The organism is Lentiprolixibacter sp. (genome assembly GCF_982873095.1).
This window is the reverse complement of sequence record NZ_CEYNTP010000063.1, coordinates 1-12,516: the sequence shown is the minus strand read 5'-3', so window position 1 is coordinate 12,516 and position 12,516 is coordinate 1. Positions and strand designations below refer to the sequence as shown.

Here is a 12,516-nt window from a genome sequence, read left to right as displayed (position 1 = left end):
ATCTAACAACATCACTCCTGACAACACTAGCAAGAATCGCAATCGCCGTTATAATGGCACTGTTCCTTTCCTCCTGTGTCTTCGATATGAACTGGGGGGCCGGAAAGCGGGGAAACGGTATTATCGCTGAAGACCGGCGGGAAGTTACCGAAGAATTCACGGTGATCTCTGCGGCTGAAGGTTTGGATGTCTATGTGACACAAGACCGGGATTTCGAAATCCTTGTAGAAGCCGATGAGAATATTATCGACCTGATCGGTACGGATATCAAGAACGGTAAACTTAGAATCCACGCCATCGAAAATATCGGAAGGGCTACCAAGAAGATCTATGTGACCCTGCCAGAGATCACTGCACTCAGCACCTCCAGTGGCGCAGACCTCATAACCCGCGAGCGCATAGAGGCGGATGAGATCAGCCTGGACGCTTCCAGCGGTTCAGACTTGCGTATACAACTTAACGCAGACATGGTCTATGCGGATACCAGTAGTGGTGCCTCTATCCGGATCAGTGGGGCAGCTAACACCCTGTATGCCGACGCCAGCAGCGGGGCCGATATCCGGGCTGGGGAGTTTGAGGTGAAAACCTGTGAGGCCGATGCCAGCAGTGGGGCGGATATCCGGGTTAATGTTTCCGAACAACTGGTAGCAGATGCCAGCAGCGGGGCGGATATCAAATACACCGGGGAAGCCAGCGTTAAAAAGAACAAATCGGTTTCCGGCAGTGTAAGAAAATACTAGGGGGTAACCACCACGAATCCGGGTGAAACCTATAACGATGCTACTTTTCCATACCTGATTCGCAACCTATTCCCCTGAATCCGGGCCCAGTGCCCGGATTTTTATTTTGTGATTCCCGGAATTGGCTATATTCGTAACAAACAACTTCCATGGAGCTTGAGCTGAAGCCTTACACCCTGAAACTAAAGCACACCTTTGGTATCTCACGGGAATCATACGATTCTCAGGACAGCCTGATCGTTGCCCTCTCCCTCGATGGTAAAACAGGTTACGGTGAGGCAACTTCCAACCCGTATTACGGGATCACCCTGGAGAGCATGCATACAGAGATCGAAAACCTCCGTGAAGAAATTGAGGCTTTTGATTTTACTAAACCCGAGCTATTCCACGAGTTTTTGGCCAGCAGTGGGTTGAGCAATTTCAGTATTTGCGCTTTGGACCTGGCTGCACATGACCTCTACGGAAAGCTCTTAGGCAAACCGCTATATGAAATTTGGGGTACGGACCTCAGTAACTACCCCACCACCAATTACACCATTGGTCTGGATACCGTGGACAAGATGGTGGGCAAAATAAAGGAAAAGCCCTGGCCCCTGTACAAGGTCAAACTTGGGACGGATCACGACCTGGAGATCATCAGGGAATTGCGCAAACATACCAACGCCACCTTCCGGGTTGATGCGAACTGCGCCTGGACAGCCAAGGAAACCATTGCCAATGCCGCAGCCCTGAAAGAATTGGGGGTAGAATTCCTGGAGCAGCCTTTGAAGGCAGACGACTGGGAAGGCATGGAACTGGTGGCTCATCATAGTGAACTCCCTATCATTGCAGATGAAAGCTGTATTGTGGAATCCGATGTGGATGCCTGTGCGCTCCACTTCCATGGGATCAACATCAAGCTCACCAAATGCGGGGGCCTCACCCCTGCCCTGCGGATGATAAAAAAAGCCAAATCCCTGGGACTAAAGGTCATGGTTGGATGCATGACCGAATCCACAGTAGGAATATCGGCTATTGCCCAGCTGCTCCCGCAACTCGATTATGTAGACATGGATGGGGCGCTGCTGCTTGCAGAGGATATTGCAGAAGGGGTACGCATCACCCCGGATGCCAAAATTATTTTTCCCAAAACGGGGGGAAGCGGCGTTAGACTCCTGGCATGACAGACTACATCAACCATTTTCCTGGAACGCGAATTACCCTCAATAGGAAATCTTACCTCTATTTCGGGGGGACCGCCTACCTGGGCCTCCAACAAAATCCGGACTTTCAGGAACTATATATTCAAAATTTAAAGCGGTATGGTACGCATTATGGGGCATCCAGAAATGCCAACCTAAGAATCACCATATATGACCAGGCTGAGGCCATGCTGAGTACCAAAACAGGAGCAGAAGCAGCCCTCACCCTATCCTCCGGATACCTCGCAGGGCAGTTGCTTGCCTCTCATTTTAACTCAAGTGAATATGCTGTTTTCTGTGCTCCGGGCTGTCATGCAGCGCTACTGAATGACGGACAAAGCTGTTATCCAGACTTCCCCGCTCTTGAGGCAGCATTAATGGCCCATCTAAAAAGTCAAGATCCTGCTACTCCGGTTATTCTTATGGACACCCTGGAAGATGATGCGGCTTGTTTCCCCGGCTTTGAAGCCTTACAAAACCTCCCATTAGAGCAGTGTATCCTGGTTGCCGATGATTCCCATGGATTCGGGATCCTGGGAAGTGAAGGGACCGGGGCTTATTCTGTTTTGCAGGCCCTTGGCCCGAAAGCGCTGCTCAGTTGCTTTTCACTGGGGAAGGCAATTGGGATCCCGGCAGGGGCCGTTCTTGGGCCAGAGGGCCTTGTAACCCGATTGAAAAAAACCGTGCGTTTTGGTGCCGCGAGTCCGGCCTCCCCTGCAGGATTAGCCACCCTGACGCAGAGCTGGGCCCTCCAGGACACAGCCAGGAAGCGACTCAGGGCAAACATAGAGCGTTTCGTTACTGGCTTATCTACCACCCAGCCCTTTGACTTCATTCCTGGTCATCCCGCATATAGCTATCAGGAACCGGGACTCAGCACCTATCTCAAAGAACAGGGGATAGTAGTGACCCATTTCCATTATCCCAGCGAAGCAGAAGCACCTACCAGTCGTATCGTAATCACAGCGGCCCATGAGTTCCCTGAAATTGACAGGCTTGTACGGAGTATCAACGCCTATTTTGATAGGCCCTGAATTTACAGGAATCTTGTCAGGATTTAACAAAATTTTTGTAACTTTTATCAATAAATGAAGTGCAACGATAAATAACACGGCCATGAAAAAATTTATTGGAATGGTTTTCCTCATGCTTATCCTTTTTGCGGGAACGGCAACCACAACCTCAACACCAGATAACATGCATTCCATAGAAGGCACATGGGAACAGGTGAGCTTTTATAACTATGACAATCAGGAAGTAACGGATACAGTAAGTTTGCCAGAAGGATACAGGCAAATTAAAATGTTCTACAACGGCAAGATCATGTGGTCTCGAACCAACCCCAATGACACCATCGGCCGCTTTGGGTTTGGCTCCTATAGTATTACCCAAACAGAGCTTATAGAAACCATTGAATTTGGAGATTACCAAATGATGCAAGCCCTGGATACGCTGAGCGTTTTCCGGTTTGAGCTCCAACTAACAGATGATTCTTATAGCCAGATCTCGTATGACGAAGAAGGCAACCGAACTTTTTCTGAAAACTACAAAAGGATCGACTAATCAAATAAGCTCAAGAAAAAACCGCTGTAAAAAACAGCGGTTTTTTTATTTCTAGGAAACCTCTTCCGGGGTCTCCACCGTAGCAAGGTACCTTTCGGCATCCAGTGCCGCCATACAACCCGTTCCGGCCGCGGTAACGGCCTGACGGTATTCCTTGTCCTGGGCATCCCCGGATGCGAAAACACCAGGCTTATTCGTTTTGGTAGACTTGCCTTTTGTAATGATATAACCGGTTTCGTCCATGTCTAACTGACCTTTGAAGATCCCCGTATTCGGGGTATGGCCAATAGCAATGAATAACCCGGTTATAGCGATGTCCTCTTTCTCCCCGGTTTTGTTGTTCACTACCCTGACACCTTCCACTACCTGGTCGCCAAGTACCTCATCCACCTCTGTATTGAAACGGATCTCCACATTGGGCAGCTTATTCACCCGATGCTGCATGGCTTTCGAGGCCCGCATATAATCCTTTCGTATCAGCATGGTTACCTTGTTGCAAATGTTCGCGAGATAGGAGGCCTCCTCAGCAGCGGTATCTCCACCTCCTACTATGGCAACGTCCTGTCCTTTGTAAAAGAAACCGTCACATACCGCACAGGCAGACACTCCCCCTCCCCTTAAACGCTGTTCGCTGGGAAGGTTGAGGTATTTGGCTGAAGCCCCGGTGGAAATGATCACTGTTTCCGCCTCCACAACCTTATCATTGTCGATCGTGGCCTTATGGATCCCCCCTACCTCATCGCTTAATTCAACAGCTGTGACCATTCCAATGCGCACATCCGTACCAAAACGTTCTGCCTGCTGCTGCAATTGCACCATCATGGTAGGCCCGTCTATTCCTTCGGGATAGCCTGGAAAATTGTCCACTTCCGTGGTAGTGGTAAGTTGACCGCCAGGTTCCATACCCGTATATACTACGGGTTTGAGATCTGCCCTGGCTGCATAGATAGCAGCGGTATATCCGGCTGGTCCGGATCCAATAATAAGTGTTTTAATCCTTTCTATTTGCTCACTCATATCAATTCAGAAATCTTCGATTATCGCGGCTATAAAAGTAGGATTTTGACTGAAAAACTTACACCAAAAGTTATAAAAAGTTATTAGTCTGTAATAGTGGGCTTCCCGCGACTCCCCTTAGTCCTTTACCCCAAGTTTTGAAAGGATATCGTCCATAAGGCACCAACGTGTAATGGAGGATTGAAGAAGGTTCAGGCCTACAAACCCGGTAAACCACAACCAGTTCTGATTGACGTATACCGCCAGGACAAGGCTGATCAAAATAAAACTTCCGGCAACCGCGCGTACAATTCTGTTTTTCATCTGTATGATTTTTAAATAAATTTTTCGATGGGCAAGACCACTGCCCGCATGGGATTTTCGGTCTCCAAGCGGGTATTGAATTCCTCGATCAGGAGGAATAAGGAATCGATTTTTTCTTCCTCAGTGAAAGAGAAAAAGAGACTGGATTCCACTCCGCCACCTGTACCTGGAAACCAGCTCGCCGCTTTAAGCAATGAGCCCTGGTTTTGATAGCCGTCGATATCAGATCCACTGAACTGTTCAATGCCGGCTTTTTTAAAAAGACGCAGGACTTCAGCTTCGAACTGTTCAACAACAGTGACAATGACTAGTTTCATGCTTTGTGTTTTTTAGATTCAATCATATAATATACAAGGGGTACCACCAGCAACGTCAGCACGGTAGACGCTATGGTTCCTCCCATAAGCGATATGGCAAGTCCCTGGAATATGGGATCAAAGAGGATAACAAAGGCCCCGATCACCACAGTTCCGGCCGTTAGGAGGATAGGGGTTGTCCGTACCGCCCCGGCTTCAATTACCGCCTGTTTCAGGGCTACCCCTTCAGACACCCGGAGGTTGACGAAATCGATCAGCAGTACAGAGTTACGCACCATAATTCCCGCCAGGGCAATCATCCCTATAAATGAGGTAGCGGTAAAATAGGCATCCAGCAACCAGTGCCCCAGCACAATCCCAACAAGGGACAGGGGGATGGCCACCATCATAACCACAGGCGCCTTAAAATTCTGAAACCAGCCTACTATCAGGATATAAATGATGATGATCACACCGAGAAAGGCAATGCCCAGGTCCCTGAATACTTCCAGGGTGATCTGCCACTCCCCATCCCATTTTACCGTAAAATCATCTTCGTATTCCGGTTGCTGAATGTATAGTTCATCTATGGAATAACCAGCCGGCAGCTCCAGCTCTTTTAATTTGTCGGTCATACCCAGTATCGCATATACAGGGCTTTCGAGCTCCCCCGCCATATCGGCCAGCACATAAACCACACGCTTTTGATTCTTGCGGTAGATACTTTTGGGGCTCAAGGTCTCTTTTAATAGGGTGACGTCACTTACAGGTACCAGATGGCCCGCCTGTGACTTAATATTAAGCTGTTTCAGTGCTGAAGTGCCAGACCTGTCTTTCTCATCCAGGGTCAGCACAAGAGGCACTTGTTTTGCAGCCTTTTCGTCATACAGATTGGTAATCGCCTGATCGGCCAGGGCAAACCTCAGCGTATGCGTAATCTGCTCCGGGGATACCCCGTTGAGCATAGCTCGCTCCTTGTCCGTGACAAAGTTGAAACGCGTCTGATCCGCTTCCACCATCCAGTCGATATCCACCACATCAGGGGTGTCTTCAAGCAATTCTACTACCTGATTGGCAAGGGCAATTTGTTCGTCGTAATTGGGACCATATACTTCCCCAACTATGGTGGAGAGTACGGGTGGCCCCGGTGGTACTTCAACGATCTTGATATTTGCCTGGTAAGGGCGACCTATTTCCTGTATGGTTTCCCTTACCCCCCTGGCAATATCGTGACTTTGCTCGCTCCTGTCGTGCTTATCTACGAGGTTGACCTGAATATCAGCCATATTACTGCCTCCCCGTAAATCGTAATGCCTAACAAGTCCATTAAATGTTATAGGCGCCGAAGTACCCACGTAACTCTGGTAATTGACTACCTGTTCTTGTGTGGCCAGGTACTGGGAAACTTCATTAGCTACTGCAGCAGTGCGCTCAAGTGTAGTTCCCTCAGGCATATCGATAACCACCTGGAACTCGTTCTTGTTGTCAAAGGGCAGCATTTTTACTGCCACCGTTTTGGTGAAGAAGAGCCCAATGGAAGCCAGGAGCAGGAAGAAGGTAACCCCCAGAAAACTCCAGCGGATCTTCCTGTTTTCGATAAGGGGCTTCTCGAACCTCTCATATATTCTGTATACCAGGGATTCTTTCTGGGCTTCTTCGCTATCCGCCTCGGATTTCTCTTCTTTCTCCCTTAAAAACAGGTACCCCAGGTAGGGCGTAATCGTGAGTGCCACAAAGAGCGACAGGATCATGGCAATAGACGCCCCAATGGGCATGGGCGACATGTAGGGGCCCATTAGCCCGGAAACAAATGCCATGGGCAGCACCGAGGCAATAACGGTAAAAGTAGCCAAAATGGTGGGGTTCCCTACTTCGTTAATCGCGTATAGGGCCGCCTGTCGGAAGGGTAAACGCCTCATCTTGAAATGGCGGTGCATGTTCTCGGCAATGATAATGGAATCATCCACCACAATACCAGTTACAAAGACCAGTGCAAAAAGGGTAATGCGGTTCAGCGTATAATCCAGCATGTAGTAGCTCAGCAAGGTGAGGGCAAACGTGATGGGGACAGAAAGGAACACCACTAAGCCTCCCCTCCAGCCCATCGCCAGCATCACCACGAAGGTTACGGCAATAATGGCGCCGATCAGGTGCATGAGCAGTTCCGATACTTTCTGTGAAGCCGTCTGCCCGTAATTACGGGTTACCTCAACCTGAACTTCATCAGGGATAAGGTTGGTCTTTAAATGATCTACCTTTTCCAGGATACGCTCTGAGATCTTCATGGCATCGGCTCCCTTGCGCTTGGCAATAGACAGGGTCACCGCCGGATATTCCGAGGGATAGTCCGTCTGCCTTGCGCTTGCAGCACCAAATCCAAAATTTACGTAATTGGTGGGAAGCCCCGGACCATCCAGCACTGAGGCGATCTGTTTCAGATAGACCGGCCGGTTGTCCTGTGTCCCCACGACCAGGTTCTCCACATCTTCCCGGGACCTCAGGAATTCGCCCGTGGTTACGGTATATTCTGTATCATTCCTGTTAAAGGTACCACTGGATAATTGCTGGTTACTGGTTTGTATCATTTGGGCAACCGAAAGGAAATCCAATCCGCTGGCTGCGGCCTTCTCTTTATCCAGCAACACCCGAAGTTGCCTTGTACGCCCACCTATTTCAGTCGTGGCCGATACGTCATCTACCTTTTCAATTTCATGCCTCAATTCCTGTGTTATCTGCCTAAGCTGGTAGTCATCGTAGTCATTGCTCCAGAGGGTAAGGCCCAATATGGGAACATCGTCTATCGCCCTGGTTTTGACCAGGGGAAAGGTGACCCCACTGGGCATGATATCCATGTGTTTATTGATCTCATTATACAGTTTTACAAAGGAGCGCTCGATATCCTCTCCTACGTAGAACTGCACGATCACCAGTGCCTTTTCCTCCATGGAGGTAGAGTACACATATTCTACCCCTTTGATATTAGAAATCAGTTTTTCAAGTGGTTTTACCACTCGCGATTCAACTTCGGTGGGGCTTGCACCCGGGTAACCGACAAAAATATCAGCCATGGGCACATCAATCTGCGGCTCTTCTTCCCGGGGGATTAAAAAAGAACTGTAAACCCCGATCACCATAAAGACGATCATGAGTAATACCGTGAGTTTTGAGCCGATAAACGCCCTGGCGATCTTTCCTGCTATTCCTTCTTTCATGCTAATTGAGCTACTTTTTGGTTAAGAGCAATCTGCGTACATTATTGTACCTGTACCCTGGCCCCATTAAACAATTTCCCTTCTGCCGAATAGATTATCCGGTCCTGTGCATTAAGTCCGGACAGCACGGTAACACTATCGCCGACTACATTTCCCAGCCTGAGCCAGCGAAGGGACGCCTTGTCCTGGGAAGAAACCGTGTACACCCCGGAAAGCTGGCCACGGCGAACGATGATATCTGAGGGAATCCGGAAGGTCGTTACACTGCCAGGTTCCTCAACCGGGAAGACCACAGTAGCATACATGCCGGATTTAAAAGCATCCTCAACGTGTTGCAGGACCACCTTTACCAGGTACTGCCCTCCGGTATTCTTCGAGGAGCTGCTCACCTCAGAGACCCTTCCGGCAACCCATTTACCCAATGATTTCAGGTTAACCTTCACTTCCATATCTGCTGATATCTCACTTATTTCTGATTCCGGCACCATGGCCACCACCTGAAACTGGTCTGGCGACTCAACCTCCAGCAGGGGACGCCCTGGGTGGGCGAGGTCACCATCTTTGACAAAGGTGTTGGTCACTACCCCATCAAATGGGGATTTGATCCGTACATAAGCCAGCTGTGCCTGTACTTCCTGTTCCATTTGCCGGGCCGCTTCGAGTTGTGCCTTCGCCATTTGATAATGGGCCGAGATGTCGTCCATTTCTTTTTGGGAGGCACTTTGGGATTCGTAGAGCGCTGTATAACGTTTATAGTCTTTTTCAGCATTGGAAAAGGCGGCCTCTGCAGCGATAATGTTCGCCCTGACCTGTGCTTGTTTTGCAGAAATGTCTGCGCTGTTGATCTCTACCAGGATACTTCCCTTTTTCACCTTATCCCCTGGCTGTACCCGCAAGCGTTGTACATAGCCCATTATCCGGGTACTGATGTTTGCACTTTGCAGGGCTTCCAGCCGTCCGCTGACCTGTACGTCAGAGGTGCCCCCAGACGGGGTCAGGCTGCTAACTTGCACCGGGATAGCCGCGGAATCCTCAGCTGGTTTATCTTGATTTCCATCACCACAAGAACTCACTAACGCCATTGTGGCCAGGCTTGTTACTATTATGCTTCTTAGTTTCATGCTGCTTTCTTTTTAATTTTTGTCTCCCTGTTAGCCTTTAGTTAAAAACTCCACATAGGCGCGGGTATAGTTGTGTTGATATATAGTGCTGTAGTATTCCAATTCTTTTTGTGCGAACTGGGCTTCCGCAGCGAGGAGGTCTGCTGTCTTTTCCAATCCCTGGTTATAGCGGTTCGTACGGATGCGAAGGGCCTCCCGGGATTGTTCCATGGCCAGGGTAGTAAGCTCCAGGCTGCGTTTTGCATCCTGAAGCATACGCCTGGCTTTCTTCAGCTCTACCTGACTGTTTGCTTTATACTCCGCCAGTTCCAGGCGGGATTTTTCATAGTTGGCTTTGCTTTCCTGGGCTTTACCAAAGCGCTTTGTACCTTCAAGGATATTCCATTGTAATTCAGCTCCAATGAGGTAACCGTCTGCCGCACCCCTGAACACCTGGTCATCGTGTAACTCATACACACCAAAGGCGTTAAACCTCGGCAGGAAGTTCATCTTATCAGCCTGGTACTGTTGTTTATAGGCGCGTGAAGCGGCTTCCATGGCAAGGATGTCCTTTCGGTTTTCTGAAACCGATTCCACAGCAGTATCCGCACCTTCCACCACCAGATCGTCAGTGGGCTTAAGAATGGGATAATCCGGGTCGTTCATCAATACGGACAAATAGTTCGAGGCATTTTCCACATTACTGATGGCTTGTTGCATCTGGTTAGTAATTTCGGTGACCCGTACTTCAACCGCAAGCACATCTGATTTTTGCAGGATCCCCTGATCAAACTGATCCCGTGCCTGTTTGAGGTTTTCCAGTGCTGTTTTTTTGGCTTTTTTAAGTACAGCTACCGCCTTGTACGCGAGTTGCAATTGCATATACGCCTGCTCAACCTCCAGCACCATGTATTCCTGGGTGCGTTCGGCATTAAAGCTGGCCGCCTCCCATTGGGCACGCGCTGCTTTCCGCTGGGAAAATCCGTCAAAATTCAAAAGGGGTTGCCTGACTTCCACCCGGGTAGCAAAATCCTCTATCTGTTCGGGATCATTTAGAAGGTCGGGGTTGAAATCCGCCGCCGTTACAATTTGCTGGTTGAGTCGGGTTCCAAAAGCCATAAGGGGGTTGGTAGTGGATATCCCTGTGTGGGTAACACTAATGGTAGGCAGCAGCAAAGCATTTGTTTGCCGGTACTTTCCCCTTGCGGACCATTTTTCCTGCTCGGTGATTTTGATCTTCAGATTCTGTTTCTCCACCTGTTCCAGCACCGTTACCTTGGAAATTAAAACGGTATCCTGGGCCTGCAAAAGGCCACCCAGGAACAGGACGATCAGGAGATGGAAATTCTTCATATACTCAAATATTTCCACCAAAATTACCCTGATGTCGGCCTGATTACCGTAACCATTGTTACCCAAAGGAGGTAACCTTTGTTACAGAACAAACCGCCAAAAATCATAAGATCAGGCTATTGCAAAACTGGTAAGGGGAAGAGCACACTTCTGCAGTGCGGTATGCGATGTCTACAATTTTACTCCGAAAGCCAGGTCCCCTGCATCACCAATGCCGGGGATAATGTATCCTTTTGTAGTTAACTCATCATCAATGGCAGCGATCCAAAGCTGTGTGTTTTCCGGAAATACTTCCCGCACATAATTCACCCCTTCCTGGGAACCTATTACGGAAATAATATGGATATTACGGGGTTCTCCATGGGTCTTGAGCGCTTTAAGGACGTTCTCCAGGGTTTTCCCGGTGGCCAGCATGGGGTCTGTAAGCACCAGGATCTTTCCACCCAATGCCGGCGCGGCAAAATACTTCACGATCACCTCAAAGGCATCTTTTCCTTCCGGGTGATGCCTGTAGGCAGAGATAAAAGCGTTCTCCGCCCTGTCGAAATAATTAAGGAGTCCCTGGTGCAGAGGTAAGCCTGCCCGCAATACAGAACACAACACCAGGTTGTTGTTCGGGAGCGACATGGTTTTTTGACCGAAGGGGGTTTGTACGGTACTCACCCGGTATCCCAGGGTTTTGCTCATTTCATAGCTCAGGATCTCTCCAATACGTTCAATATTCCTTCTGAAACGCATGGGATCCCTTTGGACATTCACATCGCGTAATTCAGATACAAATTGATTAAGCAGGCTATTGGTCTCAGAAAAGTTGTGTATGATCATCTGATGAAGATTATCGTTCTATGGATTAGCGGCACCGTAATCGAGGAGCTGTTGTTTCCATTTCGGGTCTTGTATATATCCCATAAGTCCTTTGTTAATTGCCTCAAAAGCCGCCTGTTCTTTTGGGAACATAAAGCAGCGGTAGCGATCCTCAAACTCGATCGGCAGCAGCCTTACTTTTCCCTCAAACTGGTTAGTGCGAATCAGGTAATCCAGGCTTATTTTGTCGTGCATTAAGAGATTGATATCATTCCGCGCCAGGGCTCTTAAGGCCTGTATTGGGGTGCGATAGGTTTCATAGGGCACTATATCATTTGCGTAGAGAAAGTCTTGACTTTCCGAAGCCCCTACCACGCCAATTTTAGGAACCGTTTTGAGATCGGCCAGGTTCTCTATTTTGGCTTCCAGGGTATTCACCGTGAGCGTTGAGGCTATGGTGGCCGTAAAACTGGAGATGATGATCACTGCTGTAAACATCCAAATAATGGCAATGGCCCGCCCTGCGGGTGTTTTGGGTGCTTTATCCCCATAACCTACCGTGGTCATGGTCACCGCTGCCCACCACAGACCATCCAGCAATCCCATAAAGCCCGGCCGGAACTGATATTTGTTATACCTGCGTTCCAACAACCACAACAGGGTGCCAAAAAATAAGAGGATCACCAGTAGTAAGAAGACAATATTCAAAAAAGCGCCTGAAAAAAAGTTGTTGATAAAAATGCGGAATTGCGACTGGCTCGAAGTGGTAATTGCCACCCCTATATTGGAAATATAAAAGGGCTGCGTAACCTCGAATTTTTGCATCCGCTGAGGGCTGTTCGTCAGGGGATTGATAGAGAAATCGATATCCCCGTAGTCCAGCGCACGTATGATCCCTATTTCATCGCTGAACTTGCACCAGAGGAGAATGACTTTCATCCCCTGTG

12 protein-coding genes are annotated in these 12,516 nt (G+C 48.9%); 4 read left to right on the top strand and 8 right to left on the bottom strand.

The window, feature by feature from the left end; genetic code table 11:
* The 4 genes from AC4E7D_RS05720 to AC4E7D_RS05705 form a co-directional block, all read left to right on the top strand.
* The coding region (locus AC4E7D_RS05720; protein ID WP_490172853.1) for a head GIN domain-containing protein at positions 1-740 on the top strand (740 nt) is incomplete at its 5' end.
* 149 nt (positions 741-889) lie between these two features.
* Entirely contained in the window at positions 890-1,903 is a 1,014-nt protein-coding gene (locus AC4E7D_RS05715; RefSeq protein WP_490172852.1) for a dipeptide epimerase, read from the top strand.
* Positions 1,900-2,955, top strand: coding sequence for an aminotransferase class I/II-fold pyridoxal phosphate-dependent enzyme (locus AC4E7D_RS05710; RefSeq protein WP_490172851.1), 1,056 nt, complete (start codon positions 1,900-1,902; stop codon positions 2,953-2,955). The genes AC4E7D_RS05715 and AC4E7D_RS05710 overlap by 4 nt, the downstream gene beginning before the upstream one ends.
* Positions 2,956-3,037: 82 nt before the next feature.
* Positions 3,038-3,484, top strand: a complete 447-nt coding sequence (locus tag AC4E7D_RS05705) for a hypothetical protein (RefSeq protein ID WP_490172850.1) — start codon at positions 3,038-3,040, stop codon at positions 3,482-3,484.
* A gap of 51 nt (positions 3,485-3,535) precedes the next feature.
* Here the strand turns inward: AC4E7D_RS05705 and trxB are convergent, their stop codons facing one another.
* From trxB to AC4E7D_RS05665, 8 genes are all read right to left on the bottom strand, one after another.
* The gene (gene trxB, locus AC4E7D_RS05700) at positions 3,536-4,501 is read right to left on the bottom strand and encodes a thioredoxin-disulfide reductase (protein WP_490172849.1); all 966 of its coding nucleotides are present in this window, start codon (positions 4,499-4,501) and stop codon (positions 3,536-3,538) included.
* Positions 4,502-4,618: 117 nt separating this feature from the next.
* Positions 4,619-4,804: a YgaP family membrane protein gene (locus AC4E7D_RS05695; RefSeq protein ID WP_490172848.1), complete on the bottom strand. Its 186-nt coding sequence runs from the start codon at positions 4,802-4,804 to the stop codon at positions 4,619-4,621.
* 11 nt (positions 4,805-4,815) lie between these two features.
* Positions 4,816-5,121, bottom strand: coding sequence for a hypothetical protein (locus AC4E7D_RS05690; protein ID WP_490172847.1), 306 nt, complete (start codon positions 5,119-5,121; stop codon positions 4,816-4,818).
* Positions 5,118-8,312, bottom strand: coding sequence for an efflux RND transporter permease subunit (locus AC4E7D_RS05685; RefSeq protein ID WP_490172846.1), 3,195 nt, complete (start codon positions 8,310-8,312; stop codon positions 5,118-5,120). The genes AC4E7D_RS05690 and AC4E7D_RS05685 overlap by 4 nt, the downstream gene beginning before the upstream one ends.
* A gap of 41 nt (positions 8,313-8,353) precedes the next feature.
* Positions 8,354-9,433, bottom strand: a complete 1,080-nt coding sequence (locus AC4E7D_RS05680) for an efflux RND transporter periplasmic adaptor subunit (RefSeq protein ID WP_490172845.1) — start codon at positions 9,431-9,433, stop codon at positions 8,354-8,356.
* A 30-nt stretch (positions 9,434-9,463) separates the two neighbouring features.
* A complete protein-coding gene (locus tag AC4E7D_RS05675; protein ID WP_490172844.1) occupies positions 9,464-10,765 on the bottom strand; it encodes a TolC family protein in 1,302 nt (433 codons plus the stop codon).
* Between the two features lie 171 nt (positions 10,766-10,936).
* Positions 10,937-11,590: a uracil phosphoribosyltransferase gene (upp, locus tag AC4E7D_RS05670; RefSeq protein ID WP_490172843.1), complete on the bottom strand. Its 654-nt coding sequence runs from the start codon at positions 11,588-11,590 to the stop codon at positions 10,937-10,939.
* Between the two features lie 18 nt (positions 11,591-11,608).
* A partial coding sequence (locus AC4E7D_RS05665; RefSeq protein ID WP_490172842.1) for an ion channel occupies positions 11,609-12,516 on the bottom strand: 908 nt, incomplete at its 5' end.